This is a genomic window from Polaromonas sp. P1_F6 (assembly GCF_056405695.1).
On sequence record NZ_JBFUBQ010000013.1, the window covers coordinates 16,370 to 37,443 of the forward strand.

Annotated in this window: 21 protein-coding genes; 10 read left to right on the forward strand and 11 right to left on the reverse strand. The window is 61.2% G+C overall.

Features of this window, described 5'->3' with window-relative positions; genetic code table 11:
* Nucleotides 1-234: 234 nt before the first annotated feature.
* The gene (locus AC1DY9_RS22425) at nucleotides 235-2,556 is read right to left on the reverse strand and encodes an AAA family ATPase (protein WP_477667701.1); all 2,322 of its coding nucleotides are present in this window, start codon (nucleotides 2,554-2,556) and stop codon (nucleotides 235-237) included.
* Between the two features lie 297 nt (nucleotides 2,557-2,853).
* On the opposite strand from AC1DY9_RS22425, the gene AC1DY9_RS22430 reads away from it, so the two are divergent.
* The 3 genes from AC1DY9_RS22430 to AC1DY9_RS22440 all read left to right on the forward strand — a co-directional run bounded on the left by AC1DY9_RS22430 (nucleotide 2,854) and on the right by AC1DY9_RS22440 (nucleotide 4,535).
* The gene (locus AC1DY9_RS22430) at nucleotides 2,854-3,279 is read left to right on the forward strand and encodes a YybH family protein (RefSeq protein ID WP_477667702.1); all 426 of its coding nucleotides are present in this window, start codon (nucleotides 2,854-2,856) and stop codon (nucleotides 3,277-3,279) included.
* Between the two features lie 176 nt (nucleotides 3,280-3,455).
* A complete protein-coding gene (locus AC1DY9_RS22435; RefSeq protein WP_457282022.1) occupies nucleotides 3,456-3,950 on the forward strand; it encodes an RDD family protein in 495 nt (164 codons plus the stop codon).
* Between the two features lie 207 nt (nucleotides 3,951-4,157).
* Nucleotides 4,158-4,535 (forward strand): nuclear transport factor 2 family protein, encoded by a 378-nt coding sequence (locus tag AC1DY9_RS22440; protein WP_477667703.1) that lies wholly within the window; start codon nucleotides 4,158-4,160, stop codon nucleotides 4,533-4,535.
* A gap of 47 nt (nucleotides 4,536-4,582) precedes the next feature.
* On the opposite strand, the gene AC1DY9_RS22445 is transcribed toward AC1DY9_RS22440, so the two are convergent.
* Together AC1DY9_RS22445 and AC1DY9_RS22450 are read right to left on the reverse strand one after the other, a co-directional pair.
* Nucleotides 4,583-4,828, reverse strand: a complete 246-nt coding sequence (locus tag AC1DY9_RS22445) for a GlsB/YeaQ/YmgE family stress response membrane protein (RefSeq protein ID WP_457282025.1) — start codon at nucleotides 4,826-4,828, stop codon at nucleotides 4,583-4,585.
* 60 nt (nucleotides 4,829-4,888) lie between these two features.
* Nucleotides 4,889-5,473 carry a DUF4142 domain-containing protein gene (locus AC1DY9_RS22450; RefSeq protein WP_477667704.1) on the reverse strand — a complete coding sequence of 195 codons (585 nt, stop codon included), beginning with the start codon at nucleotides 5,471-5,473 and terminating at the stop codon, nucleotides 4,889-4,891.
* Nucleotides 5,474-5,777: 304 nt separating this feature from the next.
* On the opposite strand from AC1DY9_RS22450, the gene AC1DY9_RS22455 reads away from it, so the two are divergent.
* From AC1DY9_RS22455 to AC1DY9_RS22480, 6 genes are all read left to right on the forward strand, one after another.
* Nucleotides 5,778-6,410: a helix-turn-helix transcriptional regulator gene (locus AC1DY9_RS22455; protein ID WP_477648756.1), complete on the forward strand. Its 633-nt coding sequence runs from the start codon at nucleotides 5,778-5,780 to the stop codon at nucleotides 6,408-6,410.
* 205 nt (nucleotides 6,411-6,615) lie between these two features.
* A complete protein-coding gene (locus AC1DY9_RS22460) occupies nucleotides 6,616-7,314 on the forward strand; it encodes a zinc ribbon domain-containing protein (RefSeq protein ID WP_477667705.1) in 699 nt (232 codons plus the stop codon).
* Nucleotides 7,315-7,362: 48 nt separating this feature from the next.
* Nucleotides 7,363-8,409 carry a hypothetical protein gene (locus AC1DY9_RS22465; RefSeq protein WP_457282029.1) on the forward strand — a complete coding sequence of 349 codons (1,047 nt, stop codon included), beginning with the start codon at nucleotides 7,363-7,365 and terminating at the stop codon, nucleotides 8,407-8,409.
* A 48-nt stretch (nucleotides 8,410-8,457) separates the two neighbouring features.
* Nucleotides 8,458-9,603 carry a transporter substrate-binding and LysM peptidoglycan-binding domain-containing protein gene (locus tag AC1DY9_RS22470; protein WP_477667706.1) on the forward strand — a complete coding sequence of 382 codons (1,146 nt, stop codon included), beginning with the start codon at nucleotides 8,458-8,460 and terminating at the stop codon, nucleotides 9,601-9,603.
* A gap of 265 nt (nucleotides 9,604-9,868) precedes the next feature.
* Nucleotides 9,869-11,968, forward strand: coding sequence for a D-(-)-3-hydroxybutyrate oligomer hydrolase (locus tag AC1DY9_RS22475; RefSeq protein WP_477667707.1), 2,100 nt, complete (start codon nucleotides 9,869-9,871; stop codon nucleotides 11,966-11,968).
* Between the two features lie 198 nt (nucleotides 11,969-12,166).
* Nucleotides 12,167-12,361 (forward strand): CsbD family protein, encoded by a 195-nt coding sequence (locus AC1DY9_RS22480; RefSeq protein ID WP_457282032.1) that lies wholly within the window; start codon nucleotides 12,167-12,169, stop codon nucleotides 12,359-12,361.
* Between the two features lie 123 nt (nucleotides 12,362-12,484).
* On the opposite strand, the gene AC1DY9_RS22485 is transcribed toward AC1DY9_RS22480, so the two are convergent.
* From AC1DY9_RS22485 to AC1DY9_RS22510, 6 genes are all read right to left on the reverse strand, one after another.
* Entirely contained in the window at nucleotides 12,485-13,693 is a 1,209-nt protein-coding gene (locus AC1DY9_RS22485; RefSeq protein ID WP_477667708.1) for an NnrS family protein, read from the reverse strand.
* 73 nt (nucleotides 13,694-13,766) lie between these two features.
* Nucleotides 13,767-14,234: an RrF2 family transcriptional regulator gene (locus AC1DY9_RS22490; RefSeq protein ID WP_457282034.1), complete on the reverse strand. Its 468-nt coding sequence runs from the start codon at nucleotides 14,232-14,234 to the stop codon at nucleotides 13,767-13,769.
* Between the two features lie 14 nt (nucleotides 14,235-14,248).
* Nucleotides 14,249-16,525, reverse strand: coding sequence for a nitric-oxide reductase large subunit (locus AC1DY9_RS22495; protein WP_477667709.1), 2,277 nt, complete (start codon nucleotides 16,523-16,525; stop codon nucleotides 14,249-14,251).
* A gap of 30 nt (nucleotides 16,526-16,555) precedes the next feature.
* On the reverse strand, nucleotides 16,556-16,843 hold the full coding sequence (locus AC1DY9_RS22500; RefSeq protein WP_477667710.1) for a DUF2249 domain-containing protein: 288 nt from the start codon (nucleotides 16,841-16,843) through the stop codon (nucleotides 16,556-16,558).
* 329 nt (nucleotides 16,844-17,172) lie between these two features.
* A complete protein-coding gene (locus AC1DY9_RS22505; RefSeq protein ID WP_477667711.1) occupies nucleotides 17,173-17,577 on the reverse strand; it encodes a response regulator in 405 nt (134 codons plus the stop codon).
* Between the two features lie 170 nt (nucleotides 17,578-17,747).
* Nucleotides 17,748-18,224, reverse strand: coding sequence for an FKBP-type peptidyl-prolyl cis-trans isomerase (locus AC1DY9_RS22510; protein WP_457282038.1), 477 nt, complete (start codon nucleotides 18,222-18,224; stop codon nucleotides 17,748-17,750).
* 208 nt (nucleotides 18,225-18,432) lie between these two features.
* Between AC1DY9_RS22510 and ypfH the strand changes: the two genes are divergently transcribed.
* On the forward strand, nucleotides 18,433-19,080 hold the full coding sequence (gene ypfH / locus AC1DY9_RS22515; RefSeq protein WP_457282039.1) for an esterase: 648 nt from the start codon (nucleotides 18,433-18,435) through the stop codon (nucleotides 19,078-19,080).
* A 367-nt stretch (nucleotides 19,081-19,447) separates the two neighbouring features.
* Here ypfH and AC1DY9_RS22520 read toward each other — a convergent pair whose 3' ends face one another.
* Nucleotides 19,448-20,107 carry an SPOR domain-containing protein gene (locus AC1DY9_RS22520; protein WP_457282040.1) on the reverse strand — a complete coding sequence of 220 codons (660 nt, stop codon included), beginning with the start codon at nucleotides 20,105-20,107 and terminating at the stop codon, nucleotides 19,448-19,450.
* Nucleotides 20,101-21,018: a biotin--[acetyl-CoA-carboxylase] ligase gene (locus AC1DY9_RS22525; protein ID WP_457282041.1), complete on the reverse strand. Its 918-nt coding sequence runs from the start codon at nucleotides 21,016-21,018 to the stop codon at nucleotides 20,101-20,103. The genes AC1DY9_RS22520 and AC1DY9_RS22525 overlap by 7 nt, the downstream gene beginning before the upstream one ends.
* Between the last annotated feature and the right edge of the window lie 56 nt (nucleotides 21,019-21,074).

A 21,074-nucleotide genomic window follows, 5' to 3' on the forward strand; every position in this document is an offset into this window, starting at 1 on the left:
CGCGTTGCGTCGGTCGCCGAGGATCAGCAACGGGTTGAACGTTCGTGCCAGACAACGTGTGGCATTGGAAGGAGGGGATAGGCGGGCTCCTCGTTGTCGGAGCGGAAAGTTTCGTTGCATCGCTCAATGCAGGGATGTCAGGGACTACAGCTCGCCAACTATCTTGATAGTGGCTCTATTGGTGGAACTCCGGGAGAGCAGCGCCATAAGGAGCGGATCGTCGCTGGTGGCGAGCTAGGGGGCCCCAGATGAAACTAGGTCTTTCATTTGCCCATAATGTGTAGTGTCGGCCTCTTCAATCCAATTGAAAATTTCCTTAATGACGCTTTGTCCTTCACCTTGCAGATTTTCTGCCGCATCCTCACTTATTTCTATAACAGCACTGTGAGAATATTTATTGATGAATCGATAGATTTTTTCCCTAACTTCCTGAGTCACGGAGGCGCTGTCAGATTGAGCTTTTATAAGTAGAGCTGCAAAGTCGCTACGACTTCCCGGGTACTTAAATGCAAAAAAAGCCTCAAGGAGTTTTCGAGAAAGATTTGCTGTTAGGTATGCGTCATCAGGAGTAAGTGACGCCTTGTCTCGAAACTTGTATAGCCGAGAGAAGAGATAGTGATACTCCGATTGGTAGTTAACTAGAGTTTGATCTGCATTCTTGAGGATTGACGAGCGAGGAATTTCCGAATTACTTTCGACGACGTAAAAGTTGGCAACGGGCGGTTGCCCTTTTGCTCCACGATTTTTATTTGTGCCCTCAAACCAATCGCGTATGAGCTTATAGAAATTAAAATTGTGCGTTAGAACGAAGAGTTGCATTGCAGCTTCGCAATGAATGCGAAGAAACGAATAGCAGTGAAACAAGTGATTGGAGTCGAAACTGGATACAGGATCATCGATGACAACAATCGTGTCCTCTAGTCGGTTGTTGTTCTCGGTTAACTTCGTAATGAAGTAGACGAAAGCTATAGCTGTCTTCTCGCCTTCGCTCAGATTCCCGTCATGCTCACCTGTGTTGTTTCGGATAATTTCGTATCCGAAAGAGGAGCTCTTGAATCTCAGGGTCAACTCAGAGCGACCAAGGAATCTATGCAGCGCTTTATTAAATTGCTCTGCTCCTTCGCCTTCGTTTGCCAGGGAGTTTGTTAGCACTCGCAATCGTTCAATTTGAGCCGCTAGAGGTGCGCTTGCCTCAGTAATTCTGGCACCACATTTCCCGATAAGTTCTATTTTTTCGAAGTAGCCAAAATCTCTTGCCTCTCTAGCTGCGTAGTGAAGCTCAAGTCGCTGTTTACTTTGTTTAGTTATTGCTTCAAAGTTTTCTGTTTTTGCATTGTGCTTATCAATTTGCGCCTGCACTTCTACGGCCGCCTTGTTGAACTGGACGATCGAATCGGCAGATATAGCTTCAACAGAAAGTGAAGAGTCGAATTGATTTGCAGATTTTCTTTTAAGGATCTCATGCCATTGCTGTATGTGGTTGTTAATGGAGACGGACGATTCGAAAAGTTCCGCCACCCCGCGTTTGTAGTCAACCTTCAGTTCATCGTAGAAATTCCCCTCGCCGGGGCAACTTGAAATATCTAAATATTGCGCCTCCAGCCATTGATCAGCGGCCTCCAATCGATTTTGAAAGTCCAGAAATTCCTTATTGAAATGTTCGCCCAGCGCTTTTTGTCTTTCGGGCCTTAGGGCCGAACCACAGAATTCACACTCTTGACTTTCGTGATTTGCATGAATATTTAATCCTTCCGCCACCCAACTTTGTATATCTCCATTTGAAGTTAAGCGATCTATAGCGGTATTCGCGGCGCTTGTTTTCAGTAAGTCGACAAGGCGTAGATGCGCGGCCGCGAATTTTTTAGAGTCAATTTGAATATTTACAGGAGTTATGGACGGCTTGTACTCAGGGCGCGCCATTTTGGTCTGTACTACGATGTCCTCGTCTGAAAGAATCGCCTCTTCCTTGGTTACCTCGAGTCGGTTTAATTTTAAAAATTCCTCGAGTTTGGTTTTGTTGTAATTGAAATAGCGAGCGTCCTTGGTATCTATGACCTGCAAGCTTGTTTTCGTTCGTTTGGCACTCTCACTCAAAAATTTAGCAACCCCCTCTTCAAGACCTTGAAGGGTGTTGTTTTCCGCTGCGACTAGAGCTGTGGATGCGCGATGAACTTGCTGTAGCTCATCAAGCTCCTTCTTCTCTTGAATTTTTCCCTCTGCTATCAGCAGAATTCCTTTCACGGAATTGTCCCAATCAATGTTTTTCTTGATGAAATTTTGATTAAAGGTTCGGATATTGAGTGAGCAACCACTAAGAGTAGTTGCCGTTAGTAGGGTGCCACTCTCGGTCGTGATCGAAAAATCGCTCTTTTGGAATCGCGGGCTAGAAACCGTTCTTTCCTCTAGTGATTCAAAAATCGTGGAGAGCGTCGACTTTCCGCTGCCGTTCCAGCCGTAAATGAGATTTCGCTTCGGAAAGGGTTGCGTTTGAGTTCCTGTGTAGTTACGAAATATTCCGTACTCCGAGAGTTTCTGAATCGACTTTATGGTTGTCATTTGTCTCTTTCTGAAGAGTCGTGAATGAAGCGAGTTGGTTTTGAATGGACCTTCGATTTACGCGTCGGTCCATTCGAGTAAAGGGAGGGCGATAACAATTTGTGACAACCATCATGGACTCGAAGTCGCGTCGCAGCTAGGGTGCTTCTGCGGCCAAGTCGCTAGAACGTACGAATTTCGTATGTGAATATTCACCAAAATGCCGCGCAGTGCGACTTCTCCGCTTTCCCCCTCATCCCTTGTCCTACGCGGCCGCCCGTGCCGCGGGCTTAGCGTGTCCTTTTAAGGAGAGGCAAGATGAGCAAACAGCAGCAAGACTTCAAAACCCTTATGAAAGAGCGGCAGCGCGTCGCAGCCGCATATGTCAGTGGCGACGCGGCACCGCTGGGCCGTGTTGTGGCGCAGGAGTCACCGGCCACCTTCATGAGCCCCGGCGGCGGGGTGGTGCGGGGCACGCAGGAAGTGTGGTCGCGCTACCAGCAGGATGCCGGCCGGTTTGAGCCAGGCAGCACGACCCAGCTGGAGATTTTGGACATGGCGGCGGGCGATACCGTTGCCTTCTGGACGGGCATTCAAAAAGCACAGGCCCGCATGAAGGGCGAGCCAGAGCCCGTGGCGAACAAGCTGCGGGTGACGGAGGTGTACAGGCGCGAAGGCGATGCCTGGAAGCTGGTGCACAGGCATGCGGACCCACTAGTTGAGGCGAGCGCAAAGAAGCACTAAGGCCAGTCCGCTCATGACCGGTGCGCCGGTCATTGGGCTTTTTTTGCCTGCCTAGTCCTAGAATCCCAGCATCCAACAGCATGAGGTCGCGTTCGCGGTCACTCACCTTGCTGCAGGTGCGGTCAGCCTTGATTTGCAGGGGCCGTAGGTGCCCTTCAACTCAAAGTTGCCCATCGATGCCTATCTATAACTACCAGACCGGTGGCCCTCGTTTTCTGGCTTTGATCATCGACGGGTTTCTCATGTCGATAGCCACCGGGCTCATCGGGTGGTGCATGACGCCCCATCTGGGCGCCTTTGCCAACGCCTTGCTGTGCGTTCTCTTTTCGGCTTTTCCGGTGGGCTATGACATCTACATGCATGGCCGTTTTGGGCAAACACTGGGCAAGTTCTTCGCCGGGGTGCGGGTGATTGATGTGAGGGGCGGCCGGATTTCCTACAAGCAGGCGGCGGTGCGCAACTTTGTTCCGTTGCTGATGGCGCCCGTGGGCCTGTGGTATTCCATCAGCTTTGTGACCACCGGGGAAATGCCGGATGCCACCTTGTATCAATCGGCGTACCTGACTTCCGTGACCTGGGTTCTGCTGGAGATGGTCACCATGCTGCTCAACGAGCAGCGTCGCGCGGTGCACGATTTTTTGGCCAACACGGTGGTGATTCGCGTGCGTTGATTCGCTGACCTGCGCCGGCTCTCGCATGATGCGCCGTGCCCGCAGAAGAAAACCGCAAGCGCGAATGGCCATGCTGCAAGCGCAAAACCTTCAGGCGTGCAACACTTCGGTTTCGTTCGCCCAGCCTGCCGCCTAATCTCCTGATTCAGGCCACAGAGCCGAAACGCATCAACACGCCACAAGCACCCCAGCAAAGGAAATCGCCGCATGCCCACGCCCGAAACCGTTGAACGCTTTGTCGCCCGCGTTGAACAAAACGCGCACACCGAAGCGATTGAAGAGTTCTACACGCCCAACGCCACGATGCAAGAGAACCAGCAGCCGCCGCGCCGCGGGCGCGACAAACTGATGGAAGGTGAAGCGAAAGTGATGGCGCGCGTGAAGTCGGTCACGTCAACCTGCGTGCGGCCGGTGTTTATCAGCGGTGACAAGGTCGTCATCCGCTGGGTGTTCAATTTTGTGTGGGCCGACGGCAGCACCATGCGCATGGAAGAGCTCGCGTACCAGCGCTGGGAAGGCGAGCGCATTGCCGAAGAAACGTTTTTCTACGACCCGGCCCAGCGCACGCCGCTGCCAGCCAGGTAACCAGGCCGGCGCGGCTGCCGGGCCAGGTCGTATGGCTTGCCTTCTGCCTAGCGCTTGGCAATCAGGCGGTAGCCCAGCAGCAGCACGATGGAGCCAAGCACGGCGGCGATGAAGCCGGCCGTTTCGCCTTGCTGGTACCAGCCCATGGCCGCGCCCAGGTAGGTGGCAAGGAAGGAGCCCGCAATACCGATGAGCACGGTGATGATGAAGCCGCCAGGGTCGCGGCCGGGCATCAGGAACTTGGCGACAAAGCCGATGATGAAGCCAATGATGATGGTCCAGATAATTGACATGGCGTCTTTCTAAAAGAATGAGGAAACCCAGGGCGCGGGCAACAGCCCGCGATGCGTAGCTTACTTGGCGGGCACCACGGCCTTGGCCATTTCCAGGTGGGCTTCCACCTTGGGCAGCATCTTGCCGGCCAGCGCCTTCAGGTCGGCGTCTTTGGCGTCCTTCTGGATCTTGTTCAGCAGCTTGATGGTGGCTTCATGGTCGCCCACGCCGGCGCGCTTGGCGTATTCCGTGTCAAACAGGTTGCCGGACAGGGCCTTCATTGCGGTGGCCTTGGTTTTGGCCATCACGCCGGGGCCGTCGGGCAAGGTCACACCTTTGGCGCGGGCCAGTGCCTGCACTTCGGCCAGCGCGCTGTTGTGGTCTTCAATCATTTGCTGCGCAAACTTTTTGATCTCGGCGTTCTGTGATTTCTCGAGCGCCATCTTGCCGGACTCGATCTCAGCAATGTTGGCCTGGGCCAGGTCGTCCAGCATGCCCTTGTCGGCACGGGCCAGTTTGCCGGCATCGGCCGCTGTTGATGTGCCTGCGGTGGTGCTGGTCTGGGCCGTGGCGGGCAGGGCCGCCAGTGCCAGGGCAGAAGCGGCCACCGCGGCCAGCGCCACGCTGCTGAGTTTGAATTTCGATCGGTTCAATCGGTTCAACATGAGGGCCTCCTTTGAAGGGGTGGTTGTTGATTGGTTGATTTGGTATGAGGAACAGTCGCCGCGAAGATAGGAATTAGCAAACCAGCAAGCCGCGGCAGATAGCGTTGTACTTTCGCCGCTGTGGCGGCCGTGCGGTGCAGGAGGCTGGGCAGGCTCTGTGTAGGAATTTGCTTGCGCATGGTGTCCGGCTGCCGCGCACGGGCGCCGGCCTTTTGTTCCATCAATGCCGCGTGGTGCGATACGATGGCCGTCTGGACAATTTGTCTGAAATTTGAATCGCCTGACTCGCCGGAGGCCGCGCACCATGAAAAAACCCAGCAACACGCCCAGCAACAAACATCTGCTCGCCGAGCTGAAAAACATTGCCGAAGGCCTGGGCAAGACGTTTGCGCCGTTTTGTGAAGTGGTGGTGCATGACCTGACACACCCAAAGAACGCGATCCTGGCGATTGAGAACAACCTGAGCGGCCGACGCCTGGGCCAGCCCGCCACCGAGCTGGGCCTGGCGCGCATCCAGGACCCGGACTACCCCGCGGTGATTGCCAACTACGCCAACCAGTTTGCCGACGGCCGCAAGGTCAAGAGCACGTCGGTGGGCATTCGCAACGAAGAAGGTGAATACGTGGCGGCGATCTGCCTGAACGTGGACCTGACGCTGTTCAACGGCTTCCAGGCGGCGATGTCGCAGTTCACCGCGATTGAAAGCAGCGCCGTCACCGAAACGCTGGACGCCGCCAATGCCGACCGCATTCAGCAGTGCATTGACGAATTTGCCGCAGCCCGCGCCACGACATCACGCTCGCTCAAGCCCGCAGACCGCAAGCAGCTGGTGCAAGACCTCAAGAAGGCGGGCTACCTGGAAATCCGCCGCGGTGCCGAGATTGCCGCCGCGCACATGGGCGTTTCGCGTGCCACGGTGTACAGCGACGCGAAGTAAGTAAAAAGTAAAGCAGGGAAGGTGGGCAAGGTGTCTGGGAAATCAGACATTGTGTCCGGCTGGAAGGGGCTCGTACCCTTGGTTTTTGGGAAGAAACCAGGTGCTGCTATATAGTCATCAACGACTAATGGCCGCGAGATGCGCCTGCGCCTGGAAAACAGCCGCAAGTGAGCCGAAAAAATTGTTACCGAGGAGTGAGGGAACCATGACAGACAACACAACGCCACCCGAGGGCGGATCCGGCTTTTTTGGAAAACTCCGGGACGTCTTGTTTGAGCCTGAACCCACGCCCGGCGCGCCTGCCTCTGCGGACAAATCGGCCATCACGGCGCCGGCCCCCTTGCCATCGGCCGCTGCCAATGTGGTGGCTGCCAAAGCCAAAAACCCGATGGTGGACCGCATGATGGAAGTCGTGATGGAAAAAACCACGGCCTATACGGCGCTGGTAGAGGCCGTCACGCCGCTGGAGGCCTTCATTCCTGACGAGGCGTCGCGCTACAAGGCCGCATTCGGCATTGTGGGCAAGACGCGGACGGTGGACCAGATCGTCCAGTCCATCGACATGCAGCATCTTCCCGCGCTTGAAGCGGAATCCCAGCGCTTTCACGGCCAGGCGAAAAACCAGCAGGACCTGCAGATCAATGCGCGAATCCGGGAGATAGATTCCCTGCGTGCTTCGGTCGCCAAGGTGGACGAAGAGCGCGCACGCCTGCAGGAAAGGCTGGGGCAGATTCAGCAGGAAGTGGAGACCGCCCACAAAAAAATCGCCGGGTTCGAAAGAGAAATCGCGGCCAAGCGCGCGGAGATCGTTGAAGTCAACATCCGGTTTGAAAGCGCGCTGGCCGTGGTCAAGGCCCAGCTGGTGGAAGCCAGGGCAAAAGTCGTGCGCTACCTCGGCGCCTGAAGCGCTGAACATTCCCGATCCGTATACGCAGAATCAAAGGACAGAACTGTGAACCTCATTCCACAGAATTTCAAACCCAAATCGTTCTGGGAGCGCCCGGAAGGCGTGACCGGCCAGATCGTTGGCGTCAGCCTGATCGCCGGCGCCGGTTTCCTGCTTTACAAGGCGCTGCCCTACATCATCACGCTGCTGCAAAACACCATCTATGCCGCATTGCTGGGCGTTGTGGTGGTGGTGCTCGGCTTCATCATTACCGACAAGCGTTTCTGGCGCCTCGGCAAGTACATGTACATGAGCCTGATGCGCAAGATCACGCAAGTGTTCGTGGAGATCGATCCCATCGGCATCATGAAAAATTATGTGGAAGAGCTGCAGGACAAGCTCGCCAACATGAACACCCGCATCGCCAAGCTTTCCGGGATGATTCGCCAGTGCAAGGAAGAGATCGCCAACAACAACAAGTCGCGCGACGGATCCCTGCGGCTGATGAGCGAGGCGAAAAAACAGAACAAGACGATGGACGCAGCGCTGGCTTCGCGTGAAGTGGGCCGCATGAACGACGCCAACCTGACCTACCAGGACCTGCTGGCCAAACTGGAACTGCTGTACCGCGTGCTCGCCAAGTACCAGGAGGTGTCGAACTTCCTCATCAAGGACATGCAAAGCGAGATCAAGGTCAAGGAGCGCAAGAAGGAAATGATGGACAACGCCCATTCGGCCATCAAGTCTGCGCAAGCCATCATCAACGGCGACCCCGACACACGCGCCATGTTCGACATGGCCAACGAATACCTGGCGGCCGACTATGCGATGAAGATCGGCGAGATCGAGGATTTCGCCCGCATGTCCGATAGTTTCATGCGCTCCGTCGACCTGCAAAATGGTGTGTACGAAGGCGATGCGATGCAGATGCTGGCCGAGTGGGAAAAGAATGCCGAGTCGCTGGTGCTGGGCGATTCCAAGCGCCTCCTGATCGAGAACAACCCGTCGCCCGGCCTGCCGGTGAACATCGTCAGCAGCCCGCAGGGCGTACCCGTGGAAGCGCGCGCCGACGGGGTGGACTGGTTCCAGAAAAACGCAGCAGACAAAAAATAAGCTTCAACAAGACTTCCGAAACCAGAAAACGCAAAGCGGACTAAAGCCATGGCCCTCAAACCTATTCCCCGATTGATCCTGATTGTTGCCGTCGTCGGCGGCGCCGTGTATGGCGGCATGAAGTACCTCGATTCGCGCGCTCCTGCCAGCATGAGCGGCAACCCCGGCGCAGGGGCCAATCCGGCCCCGCCCGCCGACGCGCCCGCGCCCAAGGCGGCGGCTGTCGCTCCGGCCGCGGGCGGCGGGGCAACCTTCCAGAGCATCGTGGACAAGGGCACTGTGCGCGTCAGCGTGCAGTCGCCGGCCAAGCCCTTTTATTACGTTGAAAACGGCAAGCCGCAGGGGTTTAACTACGAATTCCTGAAGGTGCTTTTCGCCCAAAGCGAGTTCACGCCCAAGGGCGGGCAAATCAACATCGACACCGACCATATCGTGGACACCTACCCCGATGTGCCGGCTGCGCTGCTCAAGAACGACAACCGGGGCAATTCAACGGTGGACATTGCCATCGACGGCCTCACCTTTACCGACGAAGACCTGCCGGGCGTGGTGTATTCCATTCCGTATGTCGAGGACTTCGGCTACGCCCTCATTACACCGAAGGTGTCCTCTATCCGAAGCGTTGAAGACCTCAACGGCCTGACCGTCGGCATCCTCAAGGGTGACCCGGACGTCAAGGCGTATGTGTCGCGCCAGTTCCCGAAGGCGCGTCTGATCGAGCTGAGCGACGAATCTGTCAATGGCGAGCRCAACTGGATCAACAACTTCATCAAAAAGGGCCAGGTAGATGCGGTGATTTACGACTACCCCTTCGGAGTGGCCGAAATCCGCGGGACAGACCTGCAGTTCGCGGTGTCCAAGCTCCCGGGTTCCAACATCAAGTACAAGATAGGTGTGCGCAAGGCAGACAGCCAGCTGCTTGAAAACATCAACATCGCCATTCGCAAGGCCAAAGTGCTGCCCGAGTACGGCGAACTGGTGAAGAAATACTTCACGAGCACCAATCTGGCCAAGGTCAAGAACGCCGACAAGACCGAAACGGTCTATGTGGTGAAAGCGGGCGACACACTCTCGAAAATCGCCGCCGCCACGTTGGGAAGCAACATGCGCTTTGGCGAAATTGAGTCGCGCAACAACCTGCCCAACCCGAACCTGATTCACGTCGGCCAGAAGCTGGTGATTCCCAAGGGCTGAAGCACACGTTGAATCCCAATGCTGCAACCGGTATGGCTTGTGGCTGAATCGCGGCGCATGGCGCCGCTTTTTTTTGGCCGCACGCTTTTCGCTGCGTCTATCCGCTGTGGCAGCGGGGGCGACCAGGCCTTTGAGGCGGTCCAGGGCCAACGCGAGGTTGAGGCAAAACCCTTACAAGAAAAACCTTACAAATCCGACAATCCAAAACGCCCATACAGACGGCATTGCGCTGATGATGTTGTACGAATAACCCGAGGAGGACGACATGAAATTCACCCTGATCAAAACAACCATGGCCCTGGCGGCAATGGCCGCACTGGGCGGCTGCGCAAGCGGTGTGGGCGTGCAGCCCAATATCAAACCGGTCTGGCTGGGCGGCATCACCACCGGCGTGTATGACGGCGGCAACGACGACTTGCTGACTGCCGGCCTGGGCAAGAGCGGCCTGGCCGCACCGGCGCCGCTGCCCGTCGACCCCCTGAACCCGAGCGCGGCCGAACTGCGCCGCATTGCGATTTACAACAACTACCGCGCCATCCTCGACATTTCCCCCGGCGGCGGCTACGGCACGCTGTACGGCCCCAATGTGGATGCCAAGGGCAACATCACGGCCAGTGAAGGCAAGATCGCCGGCACGGAATACATCGCCTATTCAGACGACGGCAGCGGCCGGCAGAACGTCACGATGATGGTGCAGGTGCCGGCCAGCTTCAACCCGGCAAGCCCATGCATCGTCACCGGCACCTCGAGCGGTTCGCGTGGTATCTACGGCGCCATTGGGTCGTCGGGTGAATGGGGCCTGAAAAACGGCTGCGCCGTGGCCTATACCGACAAGGGCACCGGTAGCGGCATGCACGACTTGCAGAACAACACGGTGCACCTGCAAAACGGCCTGCGCGCCGATGCAGTGGCGGCCGGCATGGCCTCCAACTTCACCGCCAACCTGACGCAGGCTGAACGCACAGCCTTCAACGCGGCCACGCCCAACCGCTTTGCCGTCAAGCATGCGCATTCGCAGCAGAACTCTGAAAAAGACTGGGGCCGCTACACGCTGCAGGCGGTGGAGTTTGCCTACTTCGTATTGAACGAGCGCTATGGCAAGCCTTCGCCGAACGGCGGCGGCCGCCTGAAGACGCTGAACCCGTCGAACACCATCGTGATCGCGTCCAGCGTGTCCAACGGCGCCGGTGCGGCACTTGCCGCGGCCGAGCAGGACACGCAGGGACTCATCAGCGGCGTGGCCGTGGGCGAGCCGCAGGTGCAGCTGGTGCCCGATGCGCGGCTGAGCGTGCGGCGCGGCAGCAGCACGCTGGCCGGCACCGGCAAGCCGCTGTATGACTACACCACGCTGGCCAACCTGCTGCAGCCTTGTGCTGCGCTGGCTTCGCCAGGCACCAACGTCTTCAACACCATCAACCCGGTCATCGCCGCGAGCCGCTGCAGTGCGCTCAAGGCCAACGGCATGGTCGCCGGCAACACCACCGCCGAGCAGGCGGGCAGCGCCATGGCCACGCTGGTGCAGGCAGGCTGGCAGCCCGAGGGCAACGACCTGCAGGCGTCGCACTATTCGTTTGCCACCCTGCCGGTGGCTCTGACGTATGCCAATGCCTACGGGCGTGCAGGCGTGCAGGACAACCTCTGCGGCTACAGCTTTGCCGCCACGGCCCCTGCCGCTTCGCCCACACCCAACCTGCCGGTGCCTGCACCGGCGGGCCCGCTGGCCACGTCATTCGGCACCGGCAATGGCATACCGCCCACGGTGGGCGTGAACATCGTCAACAACGCCAGCCTGGGTGGCCCGATGCTGGACGCGGCTTCCATCTCTGCCGGCAACGTGCAGGACTACAACAGCGCCGGTGCCCTGTGCCTGCGCAACCTGGCCACGGGAAACACCCCCGACGCACTGCGCGTGCGCGAGGGCATCCAGCAAGTGCTGCGCACGGCCAACCTGCAGGGCAAGCCTGCGCTGATCGTGCATGGCCGCTCTGACACGCTGGTGCCGGTGGCGTTTACCTCGCGCCCCTACTTTGGCCTGAACAAGATGGTGGAGGGTTCGCGCAGCAAGCTCTCGTACATCGAAGTCACCAACGCCCAGCACTTTGATGCCTTCCTGGGGTTCCCGGGTTACGGCCAGCGGCTGGTGCCGCTGCACCGCTATTTCATCCAGGCCATGGACATGATGTATGCCCACCTCAAAACCGGCGCACCGCTGCCGGGCAGCCAGGTAGTGCGCACCATGCCGCGCGGCCTGAACGGCACCACGCCCAACCCGATCACGCCCGCCAATGTGCCGCCCATCAAGCTGCAGGCGGACGCGCCGGACCGGATCATGTTCTCCGGCAATGTGGTGACGGTGGCTGATTGAGTGATGAAGGCGTACAGGCAAACAGGCGCCGACATGCGTTTGGGTGCTTGGCCTACGCTGCGTTCCCGGCAGCCCGGTATCTTGGTAACTGGCTGACGTGACACGACGAACGTTGGCCCGGGATACCCCTCGCGATGGCCTCGCAAGGGTCTCGCCAGGGTTTCCTGGACCTTCCCGTCGAATTCATCAGGAGTCATCATGAACAAGGATCAAGTCAAAGGCGCAGCCAAAGACGCAGTTGGCAAGGCACAGGAAGCTGCCGGCAAGCTCGTGGGAAGCAAGGACCAGCAAGCCAAGGGCTTGGTCAAACAGGTGGAAGGCTCTGTGCAGAAAAATTATGGTGATGCCAAGGAAGTCGTCAAGGACGTGACCAAGGGCAACAACCGCTTCTGAGGCTTTTGAGCCAGCATGCCCGGCTTGCCGGGCAGCATGAACAGCGGCGCATTAGCGCCGCTTTTTTATGGGTGTTTGTTTTTCAGCTTTGGTGTGGCGGGGCGGGCTGACCCGGCCAGTCACCTAGCCGGGATGCCCGTCCGCACGCGCACGCGTCAGGGCCGGCCAGTAGCTCACGGCATACAGCGCGAAGCCGGCGGACCACAGTGCGGCCGAAACCAGCACGGCGTGCAGCGTCTCGGCCGGCGCGATGATCGGCACGAACACGCGCACCAGCGCTGAAGCGAGGACAAGCACATAGCAGGTGACTTCGGTGCGGCCCGCCTGGAGCGGCCGGCCGGTATGGCCGAGCGCGGTGCGCGTCATCATGCCGATGATGAGCCCGCCGATGGCGCCCACCGTCAACGCGTGGGTTGCCGCCGAAGGTGTGACCCAACTGGCCGCAGCCAGGACACGCAGCGCCAGGTGCACCGGAATCCAGAAGTAAGCGGCATGCAGCACCCAGACCAGCGGTGTGTGCGTGGTCTTCCACGGTTGCCACAGTACCCAGCGCGCAAGGTGTGCGGCCGCGCAAACACCGGCCAGTGCCGCCAGCTGCGCGCCCTGCAGCAGCAGCGCATCGGCCAGCAGCAGCGCCAGCACCGAGCCCAGCGCTGCTTTCTCGAGCCAGGGACGGCGGGTGGCGTTGGCGCCCGGCACACCGTTGTTGGTGAACATGGGGATCACGCGGCCACCCATCACAGCCATGATGAAGAGCATGACGTCAAGCGCGGCCTGAATGCCGACCCAGCCGGGCAGCTGCATGAGCCCGAGCTGTGCAAGGTGCACCGCCAGCACGGCCACCGCCATCAGCAGCAGCAAGCCGATGAAAAAGTAGTTGCGGCGATTGCGCGCGGCGATGAAGGGAATTGCCAGCGCGACGGCCGCGACCAGCGGAAACGCGACGTTGACCGCCGCCGCAGCCCATCCGAAGGGCGTGAGCACAAGCACCCGCCCGGCAACCCAGAGCGCCGCCAGCGCGGCCAGGGGCAGGCCGGTGGGCGTGGGGCGGTTGGACCAGTTGCGCCCGGCCGTGAACAGGAAGCCCACCACCACGGCCAGCGTGAAGCCGAACAGCATTTCGTGCGCATGCCACATCGGCCCCTGCAGGTAGGGCTGGCCCAGCCAGCCGGCGAACTGCAGCGCCCACAGGCCAATCGACAGCGCGGCGAACACGCTTGCCAGCAGGTAGAAAGGCCGAAAGCCGGTTTGCCAGAGCGCGATGCCTTGCGTTTGCGCCGATGGAACAGGAGCGCTTTTGGGTGGGTTTTTAAACTGGATGGGCTGTGTCATGCGGGAATATCCGTGGGTAGCGTGGTGGGCGGCGCGCTGTTGCTGACGCGCTTCGCGACAACAGGGACTGCGCTCATGAGGCGCGCCCGGCTGGCGAAGCCGATGCCGTCTGGCTGGTGAAGAAGCTGGCGAGCGACTGACGGTTGCGAACGAGGTCTGCCAGCGTGTAGCGATCGAGCACGCCGTAAAACGCGTCGACCGCCTCGCCAAGCACGCCGCGCAGGCGGCAGATGCGGGTGATGGCGCAATGGCCGCCCGCCGCTTCAAAGCATTCGGCGGGCACGTCCGTTCCTTCGGTTGCGCGCACTACCTCGCCCACAACGATCAGCTCCGGCGATTTCGCCAGTGCCAGCCCGCCGCCCTTGCCGCGCACGTTGGCCAGCCAGCCGTTCTTGCCGAGGAAGTGCACAACCTTGGTCAGGTGGTGTTCGGACACGTCAAACGCGTTTGCAATCCCGGCGATGGTGGCGCGCCGCTCTGGCTGCGCCGCCAGGTAGATCAACACACGCAGGCTGTAGTCGGTGAAAGCCGTGAGTTTCATGGTGGCTTGCCGGGTCAGGGCCCCGCCGTTGCGGGCGCCGCGGTCATGCCGGCCGGCTGTACGGCCGGGCGGCGCAGCAGGCGCGCGGCATACCAGGCCAGGAAGCACGCACCGATGGCGAACAGGATGTCGCCGGGTACGCGCATCCAGACCAGGGTTTCCATCACGCCCGAGTGGATGATCTCGGGCGAGCGGGCGTACCACAGGCCCTTGGTGACGCTGGCCCAGGCCTGGTAGATGCCGGCAGGCAGCAGCGACAGGAAGACCATCATCGCCAGGCCGATGTTCAGGCTCCAGAAGGCGGGCTTGAGCAGGTTGTCGGCATGCAGGTGGCGCGCATACAGGCCGCGCAGGCAAAACAGCATGAGGCCGATGCCCAGCATGCCGTAGACACCGAACAGCGCGGCATGGCCGTGGGCCGCCGTCATGTTCAGCCCCTGCACGTAGTACAGCGAAGCCGGCGGATTGATGGCAAAGCCCAGCAGGCCGGCGCCCACGGTGTTCCAGAAACCGACGGCCACAAAACACATCACGGGCCATTGGTAGGTGGCGAGCCATGGCATGGCCCTGGAGCGCCGGTAAGTCTGCAGGGCTTCCAGGCCGATCAGGGTCAGCGGCACCACTTCGAGCGCGGAGAACACCGCGCCGACGGCGATGACCGAGATCGGCGTGCCGGTGAAATACAGGTGGTGCAAGGTGCCCAGGATGCCGCCGAACAGGAAGATGATGGTCTCGGCGATGATGGCGCGGTTGGCGCTTTCCGCGCGCACCAGGCCCAGCTTGGTGAAGATCAGCGCGACGACGGCGGTGGCGAACACTTCAAAGAAGCCTTCCACCCACAGGTGGACCAACCACCAGCGCCAGTACTCGATCATCGAATAGTGGGTGTGCTGGCCCCAGGTGAGTGACGAGGCATAGAAGCCGCCTATGCACATGGCCGACAGGAACACCATGGCGATCATGCCGCGCGTTTCCGAAGGTTTGACCAGCGCCGGCCACAGCGCGCGGCCCAGCAGGAACACCCAGAACAGCAGGCCCACGAACAGCAGCAGCTGCCAGACACGGCCCATGCTGGTGAACTCCAGGCCCTGGTTGCCGATCCAGAAGCTGAAGTCGACGCCGCGATGCTGCAGCGTGCCCAGCCAGCCGGTGGCGGTAGAGCCGACCACGATGGCGATCAACGCCCAGAACAGCACGTCGACACCGAGCTTTTGCAGTTTGGGCTCGCGGCCCGACAGCAGCGGCGCGATGTAAAGGCCCGTGGCCAGCCAGGCGGTGGCGATCCAGAAGATGCCCACCTGCGTGTGCACCGTGCGGCTGACCACATAGGGCAGCACCTGCGCAAGCGGCAGACCGAAGAAGGACGACCCTTCAACCGCGTAATGCGCGGTGACCACGCCCATGCCGATCTGCAGCAGCATCAGGCCGATCACGGCAAAGAAGTACTTGCGCGTGGCCTTCATCGAAGGTGTGGCAACGGCGCCCAGCAAAGGGTCGGCCTTGGGTGGCTGCGCTTCGGGCCCGTGCCGCTGGCTTCCGTGCAGCCACAGCATGGCGGCGATGCAGGCCAGCAGCAGGACGATGCTGACCATCGACCAGATGGCGGCCGAGTTGGTCATGGTGTTGCCCACCAGCGGTTCATGCGGCCAGTTGCTGGTGTACGAAAGGTTTTCTTCTCCCGGGCGGTCGGTGACGGCGGCCCAGGACGTCCAGAAGAAGAATGCCGCGAGCGCCTGGCGGTCGGCCGCGTCGGGCAGCGCGCCTTCGCTCATGGCGTATTGCTCGCGCAAGGCATCCAGGCTGGCGTCGTGGCCGAACAGGCCTTCGTAGTGGCGCGCCACCTCGCGGATGGCTTGCGCCCGCGCGGGTGTGACGGTGACGGCGCCGCTGGCCGCGTCGTAGGTGTTGCGGCGCATTTCTTCCTTGAGCGCCGCTGCGATTGCGCCGCGGTCTGAGGCCGTGAGCGCGGCGGGCGCCTTGCGGAGTTCCTGCGTGCGCAGGGCCTGCAGGGCCAGCGCTTCCCGATGCAGCCAGTCGGCAGACCAATCCGGCGCCACATAAGCGCCGTGGCCCCAGACACTGCCTTGCTGCTGGCCGCCGCTGGCCAGCCAGGCGCGCTGCCCTCTTTGCACCTGCTCGCCCGTGAAAAGCACGTCGCCTGTGGTGCTGACGACAGCTGTGGGAATGGGTGGTGCGGTCAGGTAAATCTGCCAGCCGAGGTAGCCGAGCGCCCCGAAGGACAGGACGAATACGAAGCCGAGCCAGCGCCACAGCATGTTGTTGTTTTTCATCGGGTTTCCTTGGGAAGTCATGAATGGAAATCAGCCGCCGCCACAGGCGCCGCAGCACTGCCGGCCGCCCTGTGCAGGTGCAAGCCGGGTGATGGCAACGCGCCAGGTGTCGGGCCCTTGCTCCAGGTAGTTCCAGGAGAATCTGCCGGGCAGGTCCATCATGAACCGGGCATGCAGGGGCTTCGGGTTGTGGTCGTTGATCAACTCCTTGGCCTGGCCGGTGCCGAGTTGGCCGAATGTCGAGAAGACCAGCGGATGGCGCTCGCTGGGCGCGAGCTCGCGGAGATCGACCCTGGTGTGGGAAGCGGTGTGTGTCATGGGGACTCTTTCAAAGGAATCGCGAATGGTCTTCATAAGATGCATTCGAGATACACCTATGGTTAGCCATCGGTCCCTGGGCGCTGTTGATCCAGATCAAACGGAGCCGCGGTAGGCAGCACTTTTCTGGTTTTGGCGCGGAAGCCGGCGTGGAGTGCGGGCGCGGCGATGCCGCGTGCCCAGGCGGCCGCTTATAAGCACCGCATGAAGGCGTTCACATCAGGGCTTGCCGGCAGCGAGAGTCGCGGCATGGCGCCGCTTTTCGCTTTTGTGTGTGGGCTTGTTTTAGCGGGCGCCTGAGCAGAACGCCTGCCGCTTGAACGTGGGGATTACTGGGGCAGCAGCGGGGCCGTGCCGCCCAGGCTGGCTGCATGGGCCTGGCAATAGAGCACCAGCTTTTCCACGTCTTCCGACTTGTTGAACACCTCGTCGGCGCCGAGCTCGCGGCAGTAGTGCAGGATGTTTTCCTGGTTGTGGCTGGTCAGCACCACGACCTTCTGGCGGGAGCTGCGGTGCTGGCAGTCTTTCAGCACGCCAAAGCCGGAGCCTTCGGCGAGAAAGAGGTCGACGATTGCAAGGTCCCAGTCATCGTGGTGGGAACCCAGCCACTGGCGGGCGCTGGACTCGGAATCGGCGTGGCCGACGAAACGCAGGGGTGCGATTTCTTCCATGGCCTCAACCAGTGTTTTGCGTATGTCCGGCTTGTCTTCGACAAGAAACGCGTTGATGACCATGGGTACCTCTGAAGTTAATCCATGAAGTTAGCGATCATCCTGCGCCGGGGCTGTGGTCGTGCATCACCGGGGGATGTAGGCTCAATCCCACTGTAGTTCAGCGGGCCCCCCAGAGCGGTAACGGTACGTAACGCTAACGGCTTAATCGCCGAACGGTCACGTTGCGCAGATTAATGGTGGTGGCCGTGCTCGCCGTGCACATGGCGGTGGGCAATTTCTTCCTCCGAAGCGGCGCGCACGTCGGTCACTTTCAGGGTGAAACGCAGGGCCTTGCCGGCCAGCGGGTGGTTGCCGTCCAGCAGGACGGTGTCGCCCTTGATCTTGGTGACGTTGAAGACATGCTCGCGGCCGTCGTCGCCCCGGCCTTCGAGCTGGCCGCCCACCTTGACCCCGGGCGGAAACTGCGTGCGGGGGATGGTGCGCACCAGGCTTTCGTCGCGCAGGCCGAAGGCGTCCGCCGGCTCCAGCGCCAGCACGGTCTGGAAGCCCTTTTCCTGGCCGTCCAGCGCTTCTTCGATCTTGGGCAGGGTGTTGCCGTAGCCGCCGTGCAGGTAAACCATGGGGGCGCTGCTTTGCTCGACCAGCTTGCCCTGGGCGTCTGCCACCTTGTAGCTAAGGGTAACGGCGGTGTTTTTTCCGATTTTCATGGTGTTTTTCCAGATCTCTGGTGCGTGAAAAACGCTGATTCTCGCCGACCCGGGCCAAAATTGTCCGGACGGCCGGAACGGGAGGCTGTTGTCGCGGGGCAGGACGGCTGATGTTGAAAGCTGCCGGGGAGGCCCCAGATGCGTTTTCCCCCCCCGCCTTCCCGCCTTCCCGCCTGCTTTTGCCTGTTTTTTATCACGACGCCCTGCCATGAACCCCATCGACACCGAAACCATTGAACTGCTTCCGGCCACCGCCGTGCCGCGGCAGCTGTTTGTGCTGCTGCACGACGCGGGCGGCACGGCGGCCGACATGCTCGAGCTGGGCAACCTGCTGGGCGGCGCGTTTCCCGAAGCGGCCGTGCTGATTCCGGAAGGCCTTTCGGGCCCGCATGCCGATGCGGCAGGCGCTACCGCGGCGGGCAAAGATGACGCCGCTGCGCTGGCCGCGCGCGTGGAGGTTCTGGCGGCTTTTGTGCGTGCGCAGCAGCAGCGCTTTGAGATCCTGCAGTCGGACACCGCGCTGGCCGGCTTTGGCGCCGGCGCCAGCCTGGCGCTGGCCCTGAGCGATGCGCACGACGGCCTGGCGGGCCGCCTGCTGGCTTTCGGCGGCGGCTACCAGATCTGGCCGGCGAAAGCACCCGCGCTGACCACCCTGCACCTGCTGCACGGGCAAAACGACGATGTGGTGCCGCTGGCACGCACGCGTGGCGACTTCGACCACCTGATGGAACTGGGCGCCGACGCCACCCTGGACGTGGCCGCCAGGCTGGGCCACGAACTGCACCCCGCGCTGATGGACCAGGCCGTGACGCGCCTGCAGACCTGTGTGCCGCTGCGGCACTGGAAAGCCGTCTGAATAAGCCCACCCCCGTCCAGGCTCACTGCGTGTAGCCTGTTCCCCCCTCAAGGGGGCGGCGCCTGCGGCCCGGCAAAGCCGGTTCCGCGGCCCCTGCTGGCTTGGGTGTGGCGGCTCAGGTATTTCTCAAGAAAATAGTGCCGAGAGCCAAGCGGGACGGGCGCAAGCAGCTCCTAAATCAATAGCAACTGGGTGCGCACCGGATACGGAACCTTCGACAGGCTCGGGATGATCGGATATGAAGCGTGTAACCGCGGCGAGCTCTTAAGCCAGCATGAGCCGCGGAACCGGCTTTGCCGGGCCGCAGGCGGGCGGCCCCCTCGGGGGGCAGGGAGCTACACGAAGTGAGCGACCGTGGGGGTCTTATCTAGCAAGCCCGTAAGGGCTTGCCCGCCAACTGCGGCTTGAGCAACTCCAGTTTGGCCATGAGCGGCGCATCGACGGCCGGGAGTCTGAGCAGCTGGCCGCGTATTTCAGGCTGCTCCTGCACCACCTTGGCGGTGCGTACGCCGCGCGTGGCGACCTTGGCCAGTTCACGCTCGGCATCGGCCTGGGAGCTGAAGTGGCCGAGCGAGAGGCCCGGTCCCAGCGAGGAGTTGACGAGGGGCTCAAACGACACGCCCATGCCGCGCAGCTCGCTGCGCTTTTTGGCCAGCGCGTCCTCGTTGGTGTATTTGCCCATGTAGACGATCCAGCGGCCCGGCTCCGAGCTGTTCTCGAGCGACCAGCTGCCGATGGGCAGGCCGGCCTCCAGTCCGAAGCGCAGGGCGATGGTCTGCTCGGGGGTGAAAAGGCCGGCCTGCAGGCATTCAGGGGCGGGCGGCGGCGCTGCAGCGGTGGTGCTTTCCAGCTGGCCGGCATCGGTGGCGCTCAGAAGGCGCATCGCCTTGGGCCGGATCTGCTGCGCCAGGCGCTGGGGTTCGGCCTGCACGACGGGTGCAAAACCGTAGTCGGCCAACAGGCCTTGCGTCCAGGCGAAGTAGCCTGCGTTGGCCAGGACCAGCGCCAGCACCAGCAGCCTCAGCATGGGCGCGCATCCTTGGGAGGTTGCGCCGCCACAGGCCGTACGCTGACTTCGGAGCTGGTGATTTGTTTCATGCCAGCCGCAGTATGCACCAGCAGCGCGCCGTTTTCGCCCACGCCGTGGGCTGTGCCTTCCAGGCCGTTCTGGCCGTCGGACAGCTGCACGGCCCGGCCTGCCAGAACGTCGCGTGCCGCAAAACGCGCCTGGAAAGGCGCAAAGCCAAAGCGCTCAAATGCCTGCATCGCCTGCACCAGCGGCGGCACGATGCGCAGCAAGGTGGCGGGTGCGTCCAGCGCCGGCAGCAGCGTCTGCAAGCCGCCCGGCGGAATGCCGGGCATGGCGGGTGCGTTAGCCGCAACGGGGACTTCCACCGCGCGGATGTTGATGCCGATGCCGACCACCACGTAACGGATGCCTTCCCAGCTGGCGGTTTCCACCAGGATGCCGGCCAGCTTGCGGTCGCCTTCGGGGGTGGACAGCCAGAGGTCGTTGGGCCATTTCAGGCCGATGCGGGGTTTGGCGGCTTGGCCGGAGGCGCTGCCGGCGAGCGGCTCGAGACTTTCGGCCACGCTGATGCCGGCCACCAGGGAGAGGCCGGACCAGTCGACGGGCGCAAGCGGCAGGCCCAGCGAAAACGTGAGGCTGTCGCCGCGGCGGCTTTGCCACTGGCGGCCCAGCCGGCCGCGCCCGGCGGTTTGCTGTTCGGCCACCAGCAGCAGGGGCTCGGGCCGGGGGGCGATGCCGGGGCTGCCGCCGTTACCGGAGGGGCTGCCGCGAAAACGCCGCATCAGCTCGGTGTTGCTCGAATCAATCTCGGGCAGGACTTCCACCGTGAACCCCGGCAAGGACGGCGCCAGGGCCTCCCAGAGAGCTTCGGCGGGCCAGCGGATGGGGGATGTAAGGGGAGTGCTCATGAGAAGGTTGCAGCCGATTGCGCCGGCGGCATGGCCTGTGAAGCGGGTTGAGCGCC

Coding starts and splice junctions, on each gene's coding strand:
- AC1DY9_RS22425 (WP_477667701.1), bottom strand. CDS start 2,556: ATGACAACCATAAAGTCGATTCAGAAACTCTCGGAGTACGGAATATTT.
- AC1DY9_RS22430 (WP_477667702.1), top strand. CDS start 2,854: ATGAGCAAACAGCAGCAAGACTTCAAAACCCTTATGAAAGAGCGGCAG.
- AC1DY9_RS22435 (WP_457282022.1), top strand. CDS start 3,456: ATGCCTATCTATAACTACCAGACCGGTGGCCCTCGTTTTCTGGCTTTG.
- AC1DY9_RS22440 (WP_477667703.1), top strand. CDS start 4,158: ATGCCCACGCCCGAAACCGTTGAACGCTTTGTCGCCCGCGTTGAACAA.
- AC1DY9_RS22445 (WP_457282025.1), bottom strand. CDS start 4,828: ATGTCAATTATCTGGACCATCATCATTGGCTTCATCATCGGCTTTGTC.
- AC1DY9_RS22450 (WP_477667704.1), bottom strand. CDS start 5,473: ATGTTGAACCGATTGAACCGATCGAAATTCAAACTCAGCAGCGTGGCG.
- AC1DY9_RS22455 (WP_477648756.1), top strand. CDS start 5,778: ATGAAAAAACCCAGCAACACGCCCAGCAACAAACATCTGCTCGCCGAG.
- AC1DY9_RS22460 (WP_477667705.1), top strand. CDS start 6,616: ATGACAGACAACACAACGCCACCCGAGGGCGGATCCGGCTTTTTTGGA.
- AC1DY9_RS22475 (WP_477667707.1), top strand. CDS start 9,869: ATGAAATTCACCCTGATCAAAACAACCATGGCCCTGGCGGCAATGGCC.
- AC1DY9_RS22480 (WP_457282032.1), top strand. CDS start 12,167: ATGAACAAGGATCAAGTCAAAGGCGCAGCCAAAGACGCAGTTGGCAAG.
- AC1DY9_RS22485 (WP_477667708.1), bottom strand. CDS start 13,693: ATGACACAGCCCATCCAGTTTAAAAACCCACCCAAAAGCGCTCCTGTT.
- AC1DY9_RS22490 (WP_457282034.1), bottom strand. CDS start 14,234: ATGAAACTCACGGCTTTCACCGACTACAGCCTGCGTGTGTTGATCTAC.
- AC1DY9_RS22495 (WP_477667709.1), bottom strand. CDS start 16,525: ATGAAAAACAACAACATGCTGTGGCGCTGGCTCGGCTTCGTATTCGTC.
- AC1DY9_RS22500 (WP_477667710.1), bottom strand. CDS start 16,843: ATGACACACACCGCTTCCCACACCAGGGTCGATCTCCGCGAGCTCGCG.
- AC1DY9_RS22505 (WP_477667711.1), bottom strand. CDS start 17,577: ATGGTCATCAACGCGTTTCTTGTCGAAGACAAGCCGGACATACGCAAA.
- AC1DY9_RS22510 (WP_457282038.1), bottom strand. CDS start 18,224: ATGAAAATCGGAAAAAACACCGCCGTTACCCTTAGCTACAAGGTGGCA.
- ypfH (WP_457282039.1), top strand. CDS start 18,433: ATGAACCCCATCGACACCGAAACCATTGAACTGCTTCCGGCCACCGCC.
- AC1DY9_RS22520 (WP_457282040.1), bottom strand. CDS start 20,107: ATGCTGAGGCTGCTGGTGCTGGCGCTGGTCCTGGCCAACGCAGGCTAC.
- AC1DY9_RS22525 (WP_457282041.1), bottom strand. CDS start 21,018: ATGAGCACTCCCCTTACATCCCCCATCCGCTGGCCCGCCGAAGCTCTC.